At 63.5% G+C, this 20034-nt stretch carries 9 protein-coding genes; all 9 read left to right on the top strand.

What is annotated here, in order from left to right; genetic code table 11:
- Positions 1 to 642: 642 nt before the first annotated feature.
- The 9 genes from Q0D52_RS06450 (at position 643) to Q0D52_RS06410 (ending at position 19820) form a co-directional block, all read left to right on the top strand.
- Complete coding sequence (locus Q0D52_RS06450; RefSeq protein WP_294381089.1) at positions 643 to 1398, top strand: hypothetical protein; 756 nt, start codon at positions 643 to 645, stop codon at positions 1396 to 1398.
- 826 nt (positions 1399 to 2224) lie between these two features.
- Complete coding sequence (locus tag Q0D52_RS06445) at positions 2225 to 3103, top strand: MaoC/PaaZ C-terminal domain-containing protein (protein ID WP_276668507.1); 879 nt, start codon at positions 2225 to 2227, stop codon at positions 3101 to 3103.
- A gap of 456 nt (positions 3104 to 3559) precedes the next feature.
- Entirely contained in the window at positions 3560 to 4294 is a 735-nt protein-coding gene (locus tag Q0D52_RS06440) for a nitroreductase family protein (RefSeq protein ID WP_294381088.1), read from the top strand.
- 461 nt (positions 4295 to 4755) lie between these two features.
- The gene (locus tag Q0D52_RS06435; RefSeq protein WP_294381086.1) at positions 4756 to 5967 is read left to right on the top strand and encodes a leucine-rich repeat domain-containing protein; all 1212 of its coding nucleotides are present in this window, start codon (positions 4756 to 4758) and stop codon (positions 5965 to 5967) included.
- Between the two features lie 15 nt (positions 5968 to 5982).
- A complete protein-coding gene (locus tag Q0D52_RS06430) occupies positions 5983 to 11445 on the top strand; it encodes an Ig-like domain-containing protein (RefSeq protein ID WP_294381084.1) in 5463 nt (1820 codons plus the stop codon).
- 309 nt (positions 11446 to 11754) lie between these two features.
- On the top strand, positions 11755 to 12444 hold the full coding sequence (locus Q0D52_RS06425) for a DUF1819 family protein (RefSeq protein WP_294381082.1): 690 nt from the start codon (positions 11755 to 11757) through the stop codon (positions 12442 to 12444).
- Positions 12445 to 12998: 554 nt separating this feature from the next.
- Positions 12999 to 16688, top strand: coding sequence for a hypothetical protein (locus Q0D52_RS06420; protein ID WP_294381079.1), 3690 nt, complete (start codon positions 12999 to 13001; stop codon positions 16686 to 16688).
- The gene (locus Q0D52_RS06415; protein ID WP_294381077.1) at positions 16679 to 17917 is read left to right on the top strand and encodes a hypothetical protein; all 1239 of its coding nucleotides are present in this window, start codon (positions 16679 to 16681) and stop codon (positions 17915 to 17917) included. The genes Q0D52_RS06420 and Q0D52_RS06415 overlap by 10 nt, the downstream gene beginning before the upstream one ends.
- Positions 17907 to 19820: an SNF2-related protein gene (locus tag Q0D52_RS06410; RefSeq protein WP_294381075.1), complete on the top strand. Its 1914-nt coding sequence runs from the start codon at positions 17907 to 17909 to the stop codon at positions 19818 to 19820. Before Q0D52_RS06415 ends, Q0D52_RS06410 begins: the two co-directional genes overlap by 11 nt.
- Positions 19821 to 20034: the final 214 nt, after the last annotated feature.

Below are 20034 nucleotides of genomic sequence, written 5' to 3'. Positions count from 1 at the left end.
AGCTAGCATGAGCTACCACGCGCAGGGCGTCGCTTATAAGGTTGTGCGGGAAAATCCGATGCACGGCAGCTGCATCGGCAACTCCTATAGGCGCAAGGCCTATCTGCCAGGAGACGGGTCTCGCGACCCTCGGGTGCTTAAGACAGTAGCATGCCTCAAAGTAGTGCGCAAGTGGGAAGCTGGGAAAAGTTTTGGACCGCCGCTTGCACCCGTCGCCCGCTGCCGTCCGCGGCTCGAGCTCCTGCTTGCTGTCCGTGCCCGCCACCCGCGTCCGCACCCCCGCGACTTCTGGGCGGTTTTGCAGGAAATGGGCGCCGATTTTGCCATGGTTCCGGACTTCTGGTCTGTTTTTGGCAGGCGTTGCGTGGCGCCGACTTCGCTGACCTGGGGAAACGCTGGTGCTACGCAGCCTTTCGGGCTGAATCCGCCTGCAAAACCGCCCAGAAGTCGCGGATGAGCATCGTGCGCGCCCGCCGTGCGTTCGGGTGCGTGGGTGCGGCTGTCGATTGCTTGCGCCCATCTGCGCATCGCTTGATTCCGCGTTTCGCCGGCGTCCCTCATCAGTTACCATTCGACGTGTCGGGTTTTCGCGTCCAAGGCGATGCGGCATATCGAGCCGTTTCGCTGTGATGAGAGGGCGATATGGAAGCTGATCAGGTAAAACTTTCTTGGAAGGGCACTGTCGTCTCCGTTCAGCCGCGATCGACGGTGTGGCGCTACTGGGTTGACAACCGCACGCATCGCGAAATCGGCTACAACGTTTTCATCCGGGGCGCGGTTCTCTTCGGCGATTCGGTTGTCGAGGATTTTGGCCGCGGCTTTCCGCGCTATGACTTTTGCGTCGCGGTGTCGGAGAAGCAGCAGGAGAAGTTGGCCCTGCGCATCGGCGATGTCGTCCGAGGCACTGGTTGGACGCCGAAATACCCCAACGAGGAGTTTGCCGACCTGTATCGCGCCGGCGCCCTTAGGGTTATCGAGCGCGCCGACCATGCGGGCGAACCCGAGGTTGCCGTGGTCACCGATGTCGAGCCTTGCTACGATGGCACGCCTGTTCCGCGCGTTTTTTCTCGCGATTACTCCGGTCCGCCGTGGACCATGTCGGCGCCGCCCCTGAGCGTGTATTCGTGGCGCGGCGCTCGGATGCTTGCCAAACCCAGCTGGAAGGCAAAATGCTTCGAGTGCGTGTGGGCGGCGGTGTCGAACGTCACCATCCAGTACGACTTCGATCGTGGCATCGAGAAGCATCGTTTCGAGTCGTTTTGCTACGGCCCGCAATCTTGCAAATGGTATAAGCCGGGTCCGGCCAGGTCGGTCCCGTACAAGGATCGCGGTTCGGCGAAGGACGACGGCTGCCTTGACGAGATTTGCACCGAGCGGCGTTCGGCCTGGGATGAATAGTGCCGGTTTTCTCGCTGCGCAATCCTGCTCGGAACTTCTGGGCGGTTTTGCAGGTGATTTCGGTTTGGAAGGACGCGGGGCGCCGGCGTTTCCCCAGGTCGGGGATGTCTGTAGCGAGCCGCGCCCGTAGCAAACCGCCCAGAAGCCCAGACTCATGGCGAAATCAGGGCCCATTTTCTGCAAAACCATCCAGAAGTCCTGGGGTGCTGGTAACGAATGTAGAGCGGTTGCGGGTGGGCTTCCCGTGGCGCCGCGCACTCCGGTTCGCCTGCCGTGCTCCCAGCGTTCCCGTCCCGCCGTCCCCCGTAGTACTCCATCGCTCCGGCCGCGACCCTTCTCGGCTCTCCCCGTACTCCGAAAGCGGGGGCAATGCAAGACTGCAATCGTTTAGCGGAATGGGGTAGGCTGGCACCTGAGAACTGAAGCGGGGCCGCTGCTGCGGTGCCGGTCGGTTCTCGTCACAAATCCCACGTGATGCGTCGTTGGACGCGGGGATGGGACGCATATTCGACCGAACGATCACCCGCCCAGTTGAACGCCAAGGTTGTATTGGAGCCGCCCTTCGGGGCTGCAACCTTGCCGATCATGAACAGGCGAAGCTGCATTGGAGCCGCCCGTAAGGGCTGTAGCTGCGTCTTTTCGAATCCGGGCTGGGTTTGATCATCTCGTTCACGGGGCTTGTTATACCCCTTTCTCGGTCTGCGCAATGATTCGGGGGAATCTTGCGCTGCTCAGCTTGATCTGAACTGCGCCGCGTCGCTCAAACGTGGGGAAATCCTATATCACCTGCTGCGTTTTCGCAGTTCTCTTTCCAAAGGAGAATGTCATGGCTATTTCCACTGAGATCGTCGGGAAGACCTTCGGCCCGTTCGTGCGTGACTACACCTTCAAGGACCTTGAGATTTGCGCGCTTGGTTGCGGCGCCGGCTGGGACGGCCGCGTGGACCTGGAGTACGTCAACGAGGGCGACGCCAAGAACCCGGACCTGAAGGTTCTGCCCATCTTCGCCGTGCCGCTGACCGTTAACGAGGAGATGACCACCACCCTCGACTACGGCTTCGACTACTCCGGCTCGCTGCACTACGGCATCGACGTGCATTTCCATGCGCCGTTCAAGATGAACGATCACATCGAGACGTTCGTCACCCAGGAGGCCATCTGGGACCGCGGCGAGGGTCGCGGCTCGCTGTCCAAGCAGGTCGGCAAGTCGTATTCCGCCGACGGCACCCATCTGTGCACGGTCGACACCTACGACTGCTGCATCTACGACGGCGGTTGGGGCGGCGAGCAGCCGCCGAGGGACTCCGTGGAGTACCCCGACCGCGAGCCCGATTTCACGTACGAGGAAACCTACGGCTACAACTGGCCGCTGGTGTATCGCCTGATGGGCGACTGGCATCAGCAGCACATCGACTGGTCCTACACCGAGCAGACCGGCCTTGAGCGCCCGATCGCGCACGGCGTCAGCAGCGCCGGCGTGGCCATGCGCCACGTCATCTCCCTGCTGTTCCCGGGCCATCCCGAGGCGATGACGCGCTTCAAGTGCCGCTTCACCTCCCCGGTGCTGCCGGGCGTGCGCCTGCGCACCATCGTGTGGAAGACCGCCGAGGGCGAGGCGAAGTTCCGCATGGTCAACGCCGACGCGCCCGACTCCAAGCCGTTCCTGAACCACGGCATCGTCGAGTGGGACCCCGCTCGCGCCTAGCGGTTTTGCGCCGCGGCTAGCCGGCTGATGGCTGGGTGGCCGATGGCCGGGTGGCCGATGGCGAACGAAATATGATGTGCAACGTGTGGCAGGGATGCGCCCCTGCCACACGTGTTTTTGCCCGACGTTTTGCCGGCAGCGTTGCGCGCTCGATTCTATGCGCGGGAAGCTTTTGGCGCGAATATGCCGCAGATTGCGAGTTTTCCGAATGGTGAACGCGGTCGGCTGCGTGCCGCTTTGCGCTTGGCGCAGCAAATGCATCGTTCGTTGCGGCCAGCGAGCGAAATCGACCAGCAAGCGCCTTTTCCGTCGCCGGCAAATTCGGAAAACTCGCAATCTGTGACACGAAACGCCGAAAACGTTCCTGCTTTTCCTTTTTTACGCGGGGGTTAACTCGGTTGTACAATGGGCGCGTTTTCGATATCGCTTGATAGAAGCGCGCGAAAGGACTTCGCTATGGATATGGGCATCGCTGTTGGCACCGCCTCGGGTGTCGCTATGGACGGCGTTACGGACTTCGCTGCGGTTAGCGCCGTGGACCTGAAGCTGGCTATGCGGCAGCGCCATACTGTGCGCAAGTTCACGTCGGAGCCGCTTTCTGCCGAGCTGATTTCGCAGCTCAATGACCGCGTTCGCGCGAACAACGAGCGCCTTGGGCTGGCGATCTCGCTGAAGGTGGGCGACGAGTCGGCGCTGACCGGCGCGCTCAAGCTGTTCTTCGCCAAGGGCGTGCGCAACTACTTCGTGCTGGCCGGCAGCGACAGGCCCGGGCTTGACGAGGATCTTGGCTACGCAAGCGCCGACTTGATGCTTTTTGCGCAGGCGCTCGGGCTGAACACGTGGTGGATCGGCGGCACGTTCAGCCGCAAAAACGTCGAGCAGGCTGTGCCGGGGAAGAAGGTCATCGGCATCGTGGTCGTGGGATTCGGCGCCACGCCGGGCGTTGCGCACAAGAGCAAGACGGCGCCCGAGGTAAGCTCGTACGAGGGCGCGGAGCCGCAGTGGTTTGCGGACGGCGTGCAGGCGGCGCTTCTCGCCCCGACGGCGCTCAACAAGCAGTGCTTCCGAATCGCCGGCGCGGGCAACAAGGTTTCCATCAGCGAAAACGGCGGTGCATTCAGCGGAGCGGACATCGGCATCGTGAAGTATCACTTCGAGCTAGCCGCCGGCAACGCATTCGAATGGGCATAGCCCGCCGCGCGTGACACTTTGGGGACGTAGGGCTAACTGTCCGGCTTTGGGCGGATGGGATTGCGTTCTCCGTATGTGCCCTCGTGCTCGTTCCTTTCGCCTCTTTTTCAGTTGCTTTTAGACGGCAGCGCCGCATTCCGATGCGGTGTTGCCGTCTTTCGTTTACGTCATATATTCCTCGGAATCCTTGCGATGGCGCTTTGCGTCCTCGCTCGTTCTCTTGCTCTTTCGGCTCCCATCCGTGCTCAATCCCTGACGGTTAGTGCTACGTCCCCGAGGTGTCTGGGGTGGGGACGGGTGGCTTTTGCGCTCGCGTTTCCCCTGGTCAGGGGATGGTACGTATATGCGAACCTGGTTGTTTTGGCGGGTTTTGGGGATGATGCAGGGTGGATTGGAAGTTTGTGCGCGCTGCGTCGGGGCCTGTCGTCGCTGCCGGGCGCGCTGACGGGAAGGAGCGAGGAATGGGAGCGGAAAGGCGTGGCTGGGCCGGTGGGCATCGGCCTGATATGTCGCAACGGCGTATGCGTGCCGATGCGGGCCCGGGAAAGGGCGCTCAGCGTATGCGTGCGTCGCGTTCGGGCGTGCGTCTGTGGCGGGCGGCTTGGCGTCGCGGGACGGCGGTTGCGCTGTCGTGCGTTTTGGCGGCGGGCTTGGTGCCCGTGGCAAGTTTTGCGCAGGGCTCGGAAACCGTCGCCGCAGCGCGAGAGAGCTTGCGGGCGAACGCTTCCGATGCGGCCGACGGCGGCACGGGCAGCGCCGATACGACTGACGGCTATGCGGTTGGTAACGCGGTTGGTGCCGGCAACGATGGCGCGGGTGGCGCCGCCGATGCGGGCTACGCTGCTGCCGACTCCGCCGATGGCGGGGTGCTCGTCGTAGGTTCGGAGGTCATGGCAGGCGGCGAAGAGTCCGCCGCCGCGCAGGGCTCTCAGGGTTCGCAAAACGGTCAAAACCTGCAGGGTGCGCAAGCTGCTGCGGGCACAGCGTCGTCGGCTGCCGGCGATGTCGCGGGCGCCGGCAACGCCGCCGGCACCACCGCCGAGGACGCCAGCGACCCCGCAGCCGACTCCGACTCCGACCCCGACGCCGACAACCCGGGCCCGGCGCCCGACTACGACGGCACCGAGGCCGCGTACGTCTACGACGAGTACTACGGCGAATACCTGCTGGCAACCGCCAAGGGCGTCACCGGCGACAAGGTCGACGGCGACGTCGGCTACACCGCCGGCGCGGCAACGCCCGCGCAGGTCTGGCTGACGCTGGACGAGGAAACGAACGAGCTGACCGTGCACCATGTCGACAACGGCGCGGTCGCGTTCGAGGTCCCGGCAGCCGTCGACGGCCGGCCCATCACCACCGTCGGCGGCTGCGGATCGTCGAACCTGACCTCGGTCACGTTCCCCGCCGATTCCCGCGTCACGCGCCTGAGCTGGGGCGCGTTCTCCGGCTCGCAGCTGCAGTCCATCGCGCTGCCCAGCAGCCTGGAGACGCTAAATGAAAGCGTGTTCCAGGACTGCAAAAAGCTGCAAACGGTGGAGTGGCCGAAGAACAACGACATGCTCAAAACCATTCCCGCCGAGACGTTCGCCGGCTGCTCCATGCTCGATGATGGCGTGGTGGCCAACATCCCCGCAAGCGTGGAGACCATCGACTACCGCGCCTTCGCAAGTTGATCCCCTGACATCTATGTGTCAGGCGAGACACCCGAGCCGTTCACCGAGGTCAACGTGCCCGGCACCGTTAAAACCGTCGAGCGCAACGCGTTCGAAGGCTGCAGCCATGTCCGCTCCATCACCATCGGCGACGGCGTGCAAACCATCGGTAACCGCGCCTTCGCCAGCATGCCGCTCATGGCGGGCGCGGAAGTGGTGCTGCCCGCAACCGTGAGCACCGTGGGCCAGGACGCGTTCGACAACACGCAGATCACCTCGAGCGCCTCGGGCACCGAGTGGAAGCGCAACGCCGTGACGCTGCGCGTGCTCAACCCCGACTTCGAGCTGGTCGAATACGAGTACGGTGGCACGCTGGAGATCGACGGCAAGAAGTACGAGAACCCGTTCTCCCTGGGGCAGACCATCGTGGCGTTCGCGAAGAACTCGGCGGGCCAGCCGTCGTGGGTCAAGCGCGCGGCCGACGCTGTGGCGGGCCAGGAAGACGAGCACAACCCGGGCAAGCCCGCCTACACATTCCAGTGGATGGAGGAATCGTCCCAGGTCACGGGCAAGGTTCCCGCGGGTGCGCAGGTAACGCTGTTCCAGAACGGCGTCGCTACCACGGCGAAGGTGTCCGCGGACGGCACGTTTATCGTCGAGGCGCTGTCGAACACGCCGGCCACATTGCAGGTGAGCCTGGAGGGCTGCTACGACCAGGTGCTCACGCGCGCGGCCGAGGCCATGGCCGGCACATGGGACGTCGGCGAACTCAAAACCGAATCGTTCGAGAAGCTGCCCGTGCAGCGCCTGATGAACGTGAACCTGCGCAAGCAGGTGGGCACCGGCGACGACGGGGCTTCCGCATGGGAAACCGTGCTCTCCGATAGCGGCCTGGCCTTCGAGCTGCGCCAAGGCGACCGCGTGCTGCGCGAGGGCGAAGACGCCGACTACGTGCGCCAGGGCCTGAGCGTGCTGCTCTCGCAGGAGGTGGCGGATGCGGCGAAGGAACTCACGCTTGCCGTGACGCCCGATGATTCGCTGGCGCTCGGCGCGGGCGAGGGCAGGGCCCTGCCCGCCGACGGCGCGTTCGACGTGGATCTGCGCGCGTGGGGCGGCATGAAGGTGACCACGAAGTCGGCGTTCTCCGGAAGCAACGACGTGATGGTGTTCCGCAACGGCGCGTGCGTGGCCACGGGCCTGACCGATTCCGCAGGTGAGCTGCCGTTTTCGCTTGACAGCCTGAAGGCCGGCGAATACACGGTGATCGCCGTGAGCCACACGAGCGTCGATCTGCGGGTGCCCACGCTGGCAGCCTTCGATCGCCTGAAGCTTGAGGAGGGCGTGCAATACGCGCGCGCCGACGTGCAGGTCGAGGACGGCGCGCAGGCGCAGGTTGCCCTTGACGTGCCCGTGTTCGACGCGTCGGCGTACCTGGCGCAGTGCGGCGTCATGAAACAAAGCGGCGTGGTAGCCGATCGCAGCGCCATCGTGGCGGGCGTGGAAGCGCAGGTCAGGGTCAGTTTCAACCTTGACCAGGAGCGCGATGCCGTGCTGCAGCTGGAGATGCCCGAGGGTGACTTCTCTGACATCACCATCGGCGGCAACATCGGCGATGAGGCCAAGCAACTGCCCTTCACGCGCAACGGCGACGTCGTGTCGGTGGACCTGGGCCGCGCGCAAACCGGTGACCTATACGTGCGCTTCGCCGCGCATCGCGTGGGTGCGTGCACGGTGAACGCGACGCTTGCGCTCGGCGATGCCGTGCTGCCGCTGGGCGTCGCGGACATGAGCGTGCACGACGCCGGTATCGAGCTGCCGTCTTCCCAGGTCACGGCAATTACGGGCAACAAGGCCACGGTGTATGCGGCGCCCGATTCCCGCGTGGAGCTGGCCGTCGGCGGCAAGCGTTTCGCCGGCACGTGCAACAAGCTGGGCCGCGCCTCGATCGACTACGACGTCCCCGACAACCTGGTGCCGGGCCAGCGCGTGATGCTGCAGGCCTACCTTTCGGGCGCGCAGCAGCCGTCGGCCACCGCCTACGTCACGTACACGGGCGGCGCGTCCATCGAGCGCTTCGATGTGGTGACGCGCGGCGAAACGCAGCGGCTCATCGACAACGGCAAGGAAACGAACGCGTTCAGCTACACGCTGCATCATGAGCGCACCAAGAAAAACGCCTACTGGACGTTCGCCATCACGCTTGATGCGCATGGCGCCCAGCTCGACGACGAGTTCAACCTGTACGTTGACTGCATCGACGGTCGCACGGTGACCATCCCCATGAAGAAGCGCGCGACCGACGGCGACCGCGTGCGCTTCGTGGGCGAGTACGTCGACCAGGCGTACTTGGACCTGCTGGCCGAGGATGCGGCGGCGGGCATAACCGGCCAGGTGTGGCTCGGCGACATGAAAGGCCTGTTCATCCCCTCGTCCTACGGCGTGAGCAACTCGCTGCTCTCGGGCATGGCCACGGTGGACGCGAACGTGGTGGTGAAGAATATCGCGGAGCAAAGCACCCAGAAGGTCGACCAGATCAACGCGGTGCTGGTGGGCGACCTGACCGATCGCGACCAGTACGAGCAGCAGCAAAGCGACGAGTTCCGCAAAGATCTGCTTGACGCCGTGGCCGACGACCAGGAGCTGGCGGCTAGCCTGGCCGACGTGATGAACGAGCTGGGCGACAGCCATGGCTACCTGACGGGCACCGCGGCCGATGAGCGCAACACGTTCTGGTACCAGGTGCTGCACGGCGACGGCGTGCTGGAATCCGAGTGGTTCGCCGAGCTGTTCGGCGCCCAGTACGACGACCCCGAGGTGCAGGAGGGCGTCGACACCCTGCGTGACCTGGTGATCTCTCAGCACAACGACTTCGAGAAGTACCGCAAGGCCGTGGGCGAGGACATGGGCGTGGGCGACCTTTCCCAGTATAACGACTGGGACGAGGTGTTCATCGCCTCGCTTGAGAACAACGTCGACGGCATCACCGTGAGCGACTTCGACGGCGACATCGCTGGCTTCACGGAGACGATCGACCAGGGCGGATACCGCGTGCGCGCGCGCATGAGCGATGACGGCACGGGATTCAAGGCCATCGTCAACCTGCCCAGCGGCGCCGTGAAGACGATTCAGGCGGACTTCGAGGACGCGGCGAAGAGCAACATAAAGCTGGCCACGATGCTGGATTCGGTGAACCTTGCCACGGACTTCGACAAGCAATGGGCGAACTTGGCGCTGCAGACCATTAAATCCAAGCCTGTGTTCAAGGCGATGCAGAAGTTCACATCGCCGATGGTCAGGGGCCACCTGGCAGCATTTTTGCAGTATCAGGACACGTACCGCATGCCGTGGAAGTGGGCGAAGAACGTGCCGGTGTACTCGGGCGCCATCGCCTCGATCGGGCTGGGGACCAGCTATATCGGCGCGAAGGACGCGCTGAGCAACGCCGAGGATACCGAGATCCGCCTGGCCGAGATGCGCGGCGAGGTGGAGCACATCGAGATGCTGATCCGCTGGTACTCCGGCAAGGGCGACATTGCGAACCTGAAGGAATGCCTTGAGGCGCTGAAAAACGAGCTGTTCTACGCGAAACGCCTGGTGTCGCTGCTCGAGCAGCAGCGCGCCAACGAGTACGCGGACGCTGGCATCGGCGTGGTGATGGGCGGCATCGGCGCCGGCGCGACGCTGTTCTGCCCGCCCGCCGGCGCGATCTTGGTGTCGGGGATGTCCTATGGCTACGACGTGTCGTCGTCGATGGTGAACTCCGACCGCGCGAAGAACCTGTCTTGGGCGCAGCGCATGTACCAGCGCGCCGTGGCCGAGCGCTTGGAGAAGTGCCAGCCGGTCGAGGAGGAGATCGATCGTCAGCGCGAGAAGCGCCGCAAGGAGCTGAGCGAGATCGAGGCGCGGCTGGGCATCGACCCCTCGGGCTACGTGTACGAGGCGGTGAAGTCCAACCGGCTTGAGGACGTGACGGCCGAGGTGTGGTACAGCGCGTCGGCCGACGGCGCGGGCGCGGTGCCGTGGGACGCACAGTCCTACGAGCAGGTCAATCCGCAGCCGACCGACGGCGACGGCGTGTTCGGCTGGTACACGCCGGTGGGCTTCTACCAGGTGCGATTCACAAAGGCTGGCTACGAGGAGGCGCGCACGGAATGGATGGCCGTGCCCCCGGTTCGCACGGGGCTTGAGATCGGGTTGCGCACCACCGAGAAACCGCAGGTGGAAAGCGCGTGGGCCTACACCGATTGCGTGGAGCTGACGTTCTCGCAGTACATGGACGCCACCGACGCGTCGCTGGCCGAGCTGACGGCGAACGGGCTGGGCGAGGGCTGCACGTTCGAGTGGGTCGGCCTCGAGGAGGGCGCCGACGGGCGGCAGGTAGCCAAGGCGCTGCGCATAAAGCCGGCGAAGGCGCTTGAGGCCGGGTCGACCGTGGAGTTTTCGCTGGCCGGCGCGGTGAACTACGCGGGCATCCCGATGGATGGTTGGAACAGCGGGCAGCTTACGGTCGGTGCGCGCGCGGCAGAGCTGAAGTTGAACGTCGAGCAGGGGTATTCCCTGGTCACGGGGCAGTCGTGCGAGGTTTCGGCCTACGTGCGCGACGCCTCCGGGCAGCCGTTGCCCGGGCAGTTGGTTGTCGCGAACGTGGGGAGTTCCGTGGTGGCCGGCCTTGGCGACGGGCTTGAGACGGAAAGCGCCATGACCGATGCGGACGGCATCGCGCGCTTCACCTTGTCGGGCGAGGCGCCGGGCATGACCGACCTGACGGTGACGGTGGCCGATTCGCTGCTGGCCAAGACGGTCGACGTGCGCGTGGCCGACGAGCAGACGCGCCCGGCCCGCCCGACGGCGCAGCTGGGCGAGGCAAGCTTCGGGGCCGGTTCCCCGAAGGAAAACTTCGCCACGGTGAAGAAGGGCGCTCAACTGGTGCTTTCCGCCGAGGAAGGGACCACGGTGTACTACACCACCGACGACACGTGCCCCTGCGTCGACGGCGGCTCGCGCGTGGAATACACGGGTCCGGTGACGGTGAACGAGAACACCAGGTTCCGCATCGCAGCGTTCAAGGAGGGTTTGGAGAACGAATACTCCGAGCGCCTGAACATCACCGTGACGGTAACGGAAGGCGATGAGCCGGGTGGCGGCGACGAGCCGGGCGGTGGTGAGCCGAGTGGCCCGGGCGGTGGCGACGGTCCCGAGGGTCCGGGCGGTGGCGAGCCCGGCGGCGGTAGCGGCGAGGGCGCCGGCGGAGCCGGGGCTGGCGATGGAGCTAGCACCGGTAACGGGAACGGCGACGGAAGCGGTAACGCTGGCGGCAACGCCGATCAGCCGGCGCCGAGCGGCACGCAAGCCGGAAAGCCCGCAGCGGCAGCCAGCGCAGCAACAGGCGATACGCCGCGCACGATCGCGCCCCTCGCGTTGGGTGCCGCAGCGGCCGCAGCGGCAGCAGCGTTCGCCCACAAACGCCAACGCACGCCCCGCGGCAAACACCGCAACTAAATAGAACGCGCACACAGCGCACGATCAGCGGCGGGCCTGCTCCTCAGCAGGCCCGCCGCCACGTTTCGCCAGCAAGGACGCGTTCCGCATGCGATTCGGCGGGCTCCGGATGCTCGCGGGCGCTCCCGCAAATGTTGTGCAACAAATCCGGCGGAATCGGTGGCATGCTGGCAGGCGAGGTGCGATGCTCGAATCTCGTCGACTTCGAACGGCGTCAAGGCCGCCCCAAGGCGCGCTTGTGGTATCGCGGCTCTTGTATATCCACCTGTTTACCTGCGTATTTGCCATTACGAACGAAAGGATTCGCCGGTGGGCGTCAGGTCACATGCGAACGCGCGATCCGAATCGGCTTACTGCTCGGCCCCTTTGCGGCGCATGGCCGTCAAGCCGCCCGCAAGCGGTGGGTCGCTCACGCGCGAGCAATTCCTGCTGACGGAGATCCGCAAGGTCGCCAGCCTGCGCGAGCAGGGCGTGTCCGACAGCGACATCATCGACCTCGCAAAAACCCAGAACATCTTCCAGTACCCCACGCTTCGGGTGGTGGAGAACATAGCGAAGGTCTGCTTGCGCCGCCTGAACATGCTCGAGCAACCGCAGCTGCAGGCCATGCTCGCCGAGGAGGCCGGCAACCCCGAACGTGCCGCGCAGATCAACCTGTACGCCATGGCGCGTACGTATCGCCTTATGCGCGATTTCCTGGAAGTCGAGATAGCCACGCGGTTCCTGGTGCGGGACTATCGGTTCGGGCCCGCCGAGATGAACTCGTACTTCGGCAGCCTTGTGGTGCGCAACCGCGAGGCGGCAGGCTGGAGCGACTCCACCATCGGCAAGCTGAAGCAGATTCTGCGCAAATCGCTGTACGAAACGGGCTTGCTCGACGATCCGGCAGGCGGCACGCTGCGGGTCATCCGCCTCGACGACGCCGTGCGCCAAGGCATCGCCGCCAATGACGACTACGAACTGCTGCCCGCCTTTTCAGATACCAGTTCCGCCATGTAAGGAGGAAGGGGCGACGGTCTTGGCGATGTCCCATTCAGCCGCCGATTTGCAGTTGCTGAACGCGATTCGTTCGGTAGATTTGCGAGCTCGCGTTGGGTGCGCAAGATGACAGGCCCCGGAAGGGTCCCATCCGGGCGCCAATCCGCTTGCAACCGCCAAATATGATGCATCTCGCAGGTTTGCGCGCGGTTCGTGATCCAGCTGTCGATTTGAAAACGCCGGTGCAAAACGGTGTAACCCCAGGTGAAGCAGCACGCTGGAACAAGCGGCTCCGCTGGCCTTTGTTGCACATCGAGTTACGACTGCTCGGGGGTACGATACAGGAAAGCCTTATTACGCAGCTTGGGAAGGGCTCGACCGCGAAAAGCCGGGCTCGAGGAAGCGGCCCCTCCCAACTTCGGCAAACGGACGGCAATCTTAACCGAGAGCGCTCGAGCGCCATCGCGATGAAGCGCTAAGCCGCACTGCTTGAAAATGCTGCAGAAGGATAACCCTGCTGGGATTAGCGTAACGGTCGAACGATTTCGCCACAGTGCGAGTTAGGGGCGTTTGCGTTGGATAATCACGTTCTTGAGGGGAAGGTCCTCGCGCTGCTCGATTTAACGGGCGGCACGCACGATTTCGCCTTCCTGTGCACGGCGTTTTCAGGGGAACAACCCGGAGAGCTGGCTATTGCCGTTTTGCGCCTTTGCGAAGCCGGCAAGCTCCAGGCCGGCATCGGCGGCGTCCGTCTTGCCGAGGATTCCTGCATCGCTGCAGTTCCGCAGCTGCCTGCGTATGAGCCCGTCAGCGAAGATGCGCAGCAGCCTATTTCCGAAGATGCAGAAGAGGAAGAGCAGCTTTTGCTGAAGTTCGAGGCCGCGTGTGCCCCGCAATGCGTCGCAATCGAGGAAGCGGAGCCGGAGATGGTCGAAACCGATTTCGGCGATGATGCTGGCGAAGTCGTTGTCACCGACGTCTTGGTGGACGGCCAGCAAGAAACGGCAGCGGTGAATCCCGATGACGTAGCCGGGGAAGTCGTTGCCGACGATGTTGCTACCGTGACCGTTGAGGTCGCTGCTGCTGATTCCTGGTCGGAAACCGCCGCAGCAAATCCCGCTGATGAAGCAGATAGCGCTGCTGCTGTTGCCGATGTTCAACCGGAAGCCCCACAATCAACGGTTTCGCCGGAGTCGGCCGGCCCCGCTTGCGATGACCCGCAGGAGCCGCCCGCGCCGCAGGCGGAAGGAGATGCACCCGACACATCCGACACGCCCGACGCACCCGCAAAACCGCTCGATGACCTGGGGAAAGCGCTTGACGGCGATTCCGGGGCGCCTGTGGCGGACACGGTTCCCCGCGTGTTCGCGCATGACCGCATCGCCATGTTGCGCTTGCCGAAGAAGTGCGAGGCGCGTTTCCTGGAAGCCGGCATCACCACGGTTCGCGAGCTTGTCGCGGCGCTGGACGACGAGGACCTTGCTTCGCAGGTCAAGCCCGAGTACGTGTCCGCTGCCGTCGATGCGCTGCGCCTGTGCGCCATCGAGCCCTCCTACCATCTGTCCGCGCGGCAGCTCAAGACGCTTACGGAGCTGTCGCGGTCGAAGTCGTTCGCATTTGGCATTTACGGCGGTGTCATCGACGTTGACGCCGTTTGCCGGCGCGATGGGCTGACGATATCGCAGGCTCCCGAAGTCCAGGTGGCAAGCCTTCCCGTCGAGCAATTGGGCGTCCCGACGCCCACGCTTCGAAAGCTGCGCATGTTGAACTTGCTAACCGTAGGCGATGTCGAGCGCGTCGGAGAGCGGGGCTTGGTGGAGCAGTACAAGCTATTTCCGCAGGTCGCCGCCGTGATTTTCAATCAAGTCGAGCGCTTGCACAATCAGCAGGGCCGCGAAGGCGGCGAAAAAAGCCCGCTGGCCTCCTTCGATTCCAAGTACTCCAAAGAGGCCCTCTCCGTTTTGCGCAGCGTGCAAAACGAAATCGAGCGCCTGGAATACCCCGTGTCCCGCGAGGAGCTGCATGTGCTTCTGGCTCCCATGGCGGCAGCGGCGCTCGCCGAAACCGCCGCCGGCAACGGCATGATGACTCATCACGCAAAGGCGGTACGGCAGGTGCTCGAGCAGGTGGACGAGCTGCCTGAAACCGGCAACGCCCTGCTCGAGAGCGTGTGGCGCCGCGCCCGCGTCGCCATCGGCGACCTGGGCGAAGGCCAATCGCATATCTTGGTCACCATTCCGCGTGGAGGGGCCTGGGATAAAACGGCGGTATTGGCGCGCACGGATTATCTTCCTAGGGGAGGGTGCGAGCTGCTGCAGTCGGGCGAGAAATCCATTATGCTTCAGTTCTCGGTATGCAGGCTCGATATCTGGGTGAGGCTGCTTCCCGACAATCTACGCGAGCTGGTCACCATGCGATTGAACGGGGCGAAGAACAAGGAGTGCGCCGAGCGCTTCGGAGTGCCCGACAAGGCGATCATCGTCAAGCTGATCGCGAAGACCTTGGCGGCTCGCCCGTTCATCGCCGAGGAACGCTATCTTTCGATCTTCGAAACCTACGACATGGACGCCGCGCAATTCGAGGCGGAAACGGGCCAGCCCGAGCGGGTGTACCGTTTCCTGAAGGAGATATCCAGCGCCCCGACGTCGGGCAAACTGCCGTACAACCCGGCGGGGGAGGCCGATGACGGCGAAGATCGCGGGAAGCATGATCAGGCGACCAGCGACTCGGAGATCATCGACGGCGGCGAGCGGATCGCCCTGAAGCGCGGGCTGCTGGTCGATCGCCTGCTGCGTTCGGAGGCCGCCGACGAGCCCGTTTCGTTGCAAGGCTTGCTGGCCGCGTATCGTCAGCTGCTCGAGCGTCATGGGCTTGCGGATTCCGAGCGCCTGCAGTTCCCCTCGCTGCGCCAGTTCGCCTCGTACGTGTACGAGAGGGCAAACGTCATCAAAAGCGAGTACGGCGAGACGTTCGGCTCGGAGAAGCTTCGCTACTACGATGCCGATGCGCACGATTTCGCTCCGTTGATCGAGCTGCTGTCCTCGTCGGTTCGAGCCGATGTTGAATGCGGCGTCAGCGTGCTGTTCGAGGACGAGCGCATGAAAGAGGCTTGCCTGTCGCTTGATCTTCGCAACGAAGTCGAGTTGTTCTTCGCGCTCGCGCATTTCGTGTCGGAGGCCCCTGGGTTCGAGGCGGCGGAATACCCGTTCGTTCGATTCGGTAATCCGAACAGGAATCACCAGGTCAGGAGCATCATTCGCGAGTTTGGGCCGGCAAACGCCAAAGAGCTTGCGCGCGAATATGAGCGGGAGTACGGCGTTCCCGAGCAGGTGTTCCTTGATAGCTTCCTCAAGCCCTTCGAGGAATGTAGGCGCGGTGCGCAGTACCTTATCGACGAGGAACGTGCCGGTGACGAGCAGATGCGGTTTTTGGCGGAAGAGCTTGCCGATGCGGGGGAATGCTGCTCGTTTGCGCTGGTGAAAAGCAGGTTCGAGGTGCGGTTCCCTCAAAGCAACGTGAAGGTCGGCGACAAGAGCACCCTTGATCGCCTGGGATGGTATCGCTCCGAGGAGCTGCTGTTCAAGGACGGGGTCGACGAGCGTGCTTATTTCCGTGAGTTGATTGAATCGCGCGATCGCTTCAGCGAGGACGACCCGGGCTTCGGGTGCGAGGTGTTCAGGCATCCGAAGTTCCGTTTGGAGATGGAGGCGCGCAAGCGCGCGTTCGACATCGTGAGGATCTCCGACAAGCAGTATCTGTCCACGAAGCCGTTCGCGAAGCTGGAAACGCCTATCAGGCCATGGATGATGCGCGACTTCGTGAACAGGGCCATCGCGTTCATGCCCTACGAGCAGCCGTTCACGGTGAAGACGCTGCGCGATGCCGGCTTCAAGCATCAGTTGGACGCGATTCAGGACGAGCTAGACCTTGGCAAGGAGTTCTTCGAATACGTTCTTGCCGAGGGGTACGTCAACAGCTCCCTGAAAAAGACGAGCCTGGGGGATTCGCAGATATTCTGCCGCAAACCCGGCTCGTTCACGGGCGTGATGTTCTTGGAATACGTGCTGAAGGAACAGGACGCGTTCGAGGTGGAGGACCTTGTCGGCTACCTGAAGGAGCGTTACGGGATCGACGTCGGCGCAAGTCGGCTGCGCGCGTTGGCGAAGAGCGCCGATGCCGACGGATGCTGCTACTACAACGGCGATCTGGATATGGTATTCGCTTCTTATGAAGCTTACGGAAGGAAGGTGCAGGAATGGCTCTAACGAAGGAAGGCGTCGCCGCGAAGTACGTTCAGGATACGGGGCGCGTCAGCAAGCTGACCATCGATGGCGTTTCCAACAACTACCGCGTGTACAGGATCAAGCTCGATCAGCTGTACTACAACGCTCAAAACGACCGAATCGCCACGTGGATGAGCTTGTATCGGAAGGATCACGACGGGCAGGCGCCCGACACGTCCGATCGCAAGGCCTTCAACGATATCGTCGGCGGCTTCATCGAGCAGTCGAACCCCGATGCCCTGAAGAAAACGCGCAACAACATCAAGCTGTTCGGGCAGGAAGTCACGGCGATCGTCCTTGAGGACGGGCTTATCATCGACGGCAACCGTCGCTTCACGTGCCTGCGCCAGCTTGCGCAGGACGACGAGAAGTTCAACTGGATCGATGCGATGGTCCTGCCTCAGGAAATGGCGCAGGATCGGCGACGCATCAAGAAGCTCGAGCTTGCCATCCAGTTCGGGCAGGAGGGCAAGGTCGATTACAACCCCATCGACCGTCTGGTGGGCATCTACAACGATATCCTGAAGAACCGCCTGCTCACCACCGAGGAGTATGCGAAAAGCGCCAACATGACGGTGCGTGAGGTGAACTCGCTGGTAGAGCAGGCGAACCTCATGGCGCAGTTCCTCGAGTTCTGCAACGCCCCCGAGCAGTTCTTCCTGGCAAGGGATCTGGAGATCTCCGGCCCTATCATGGAGATCCCCCGTTTGCTGAAGAAGTGCTCCGGCGATGACGAGCGCGAAGAGGTTCGCAACTGCATTTTCGCGAACATGGTGGTGGAGCCGCGCGGCGACATCACGCGTTTCGTGCGCCGCTTCAAGCCGGTTTTGGAGTCCCCCGCCGCACCGGATTTCATCCGCAAGGAAACCGATCTTGCGGCCGAGGTCAACGACCGCCTGGCCGAGATGCCCGTCGTGGACACCGCCGGCATCCGCGAGCATATCCGCGGGGATGAGAAGCTGGTGCAGCAGTTCAACGACGTGATGGACAAGGCGGACACCCAAGCCAAGGCCAGCAAGCTGCTTGCGGCGCCGGCCGAGAACATCCTGAACGCCGCGCATATCCTGGAGAGTATCGACGGCACGCTGTTCGGCCGCTTGCCCGAGGATGAGCGGATGCGCGCGCTGCAGGGCCTTGATGCGGTCATCGACGCCGTCGAGGGCGTGCGCCGCGCCATAGAAGAGGCTTGCGGGCAGGGCGATGAAGCTTAGGGTCGGATATTGCGACGGCCTTGCCATCGAGGTGGTAGGGCAGGATATGGACGCCTTCGTGCGATCATCGTTGTGGAAGGTGCGGCTTGCTGCGGTCAAACGCCGCGCCTTGGATCCGGTGGGGCAGATCATCCTGTTCCCGCCGGATCTTACGCGGTTGGATATCGATGCCGTGCTCGCAAAACTCGGCGATGTCGCCGCGCGCAATCCCGAGCTTGAGATCGAGCTCGACGGATCGCTTTCCGATGCCGAGCAGCAGCGGAATGCGGGCATCATCCAGAAGGCGGCCGCCGGCAACGCCATTAAGGCGCGCTCTTCGCAGGTAGATGGCGAGTTCGCCGAGTTCGCGCGCGCGGTTGACGCCATGATGGCCCGCCCGCTGCGGGACCGTCAGATGTGGGACGCGTTCTTCATGTGCTCCATGGGCAAATCGGCGAACTTCAGCGTTCCAGGTTCGGGCAAAACCGCTTCGACTTTGGGGGCGTTCGGGTATCTGCGCTTCGTTGGCAAGGTCGATCGCTTGATCGTGGTCGGCCCCATGAGCTCGTTCGGCTCATGGGTCGACGAATGGGTGTCCTGCTTCGGCTCTCCCGCGCCGCGTGTTTTGAACTTCCACGACCCGCAGTGGTCCGGCAAGGGGGCGGACGCGCGCCGCCGCGAGCTGAGCCTGAACGCTTCGCGCTACGACCTTATCCTGCTGAATTACGAGATGCTCGCCGGCGTTACCGAACAGGTGGATGCCTTGGCGGCGGATTCGGCCATGCTCGTGTTCGACGAGGTGCACAAGGTGAAGCAGGTGGATGGCGTGCGTGCGTCGGCCGCCCTTGCCGCCGCGGCGCGGGCCCGCTACGTGGTGGCGCTTACGGGAACGCCCATCCCCAATTCGTTTCGCGATATATACAACCTGCTTCATCTGCTGTATCCGCAGGAATACGATTCGTACTTCGGGTACACGCCCGAGTATCTGGATGGCGTGGATGACAACGAAGCGCCGCTCATCAACGCCAGGTTGCAGCCGTTTTTCTGCCGTACGAACAAGAAGAGCCTGCGGGTTCCCGACGCGTCGCCCGACATCATCTGCGAAGTTGCGGCTTCCGATGCCGAAAACGAGCTTTTGCGGGTTCTCAAAACGGTGTATCGCCGCAATCCGCTTGCGCTTATCGTGCGCGTGCTGCAGTTGGAAAGCAACCCTGCTCTTTTGCGCTCCGGGCTTGAGGGTGGCGAGTCCATGGGGTTGTTCGACTCCGAGGTAGCCGTAAGCGATTCCGCCGCCGCGATCGAGGAGCTTTCGAGCCCGCATGTGCTGCGGCTGATCGAGCAGGCGATGCCCGGGAGCAAATTCGCCGCGTGCGCCGACGAGGTGGAGCGGCTTGCCCGCCAGGGCAAAAGCGTGGTGGTGTGGTGCTTCTTCCGCAAAAGCATGTTCGATATGGCGGCGGAGCTCAATCGCCGCGGTTTTGCCGCGGAAGTGGTGTGCGGGTCGACCGACCAGCAGCGCCGCGGGCAGGTGATTGATTCGTTCAAGCAGGGACGCACGCGCGTGCTGGTGACCAACCCGCAGACGCTCGCCGAATCCGTGTCGCTGCATTCGGTGTGCCACGACGCCGTGTACCTGGAGTACAGCTACAACCTGGTGCATTTGCTGCAGTCGAAAGACCGCATCCATCGCCTGGGTTTGCCCGAGGGGCAGTACACGCAGTATCGTTTCATGCGCCTGGTGTTCGACCTGGGAAGCCAGAGCTGGTCGCTCGACGAGAACATCTACAACCGCCTACGGGAAAAGGAGCAGCGCATGCTGCAAGCGATCGACCAGGGCGTTCTGGAAGCAGGCTTTACCGACGAGTCCGACCTACGCTGTGTATTCGAGGGCCTCTTCGATGCGCCCGCAGATGCCGTGGAGTGACGCTGCGGGAGGGGACGGAGCCGTGACCACTTCGGGTGACACTTCGGGGACGTAGAACCAAGTGTCCGGGTGCGGCGCCTTTGTGTTCTTGTGCGATGCTTCGAGGATGGAACGCCAAGCGGTTGGTTGCACTGCTTCGGGGCATGGTGCTAAACGTTCGGGTATGAAGCTTTCGCGTTCCTGTGCGAAGTTCGTTACGCCGAAGGGCCGATTG

The sequence above is a fragment of the uncultured Senegalimassilia sp. genome (assembly GCF_934630535.1).
GTDB lineage: Bacteria > Actinomycetota > Coriobacteriia > Coriobacteriales > Eggerthellaceae > Senegalimassilia.
This window is presented reverse-complemented; position numbering and strand designations above follow the sequence as displayed.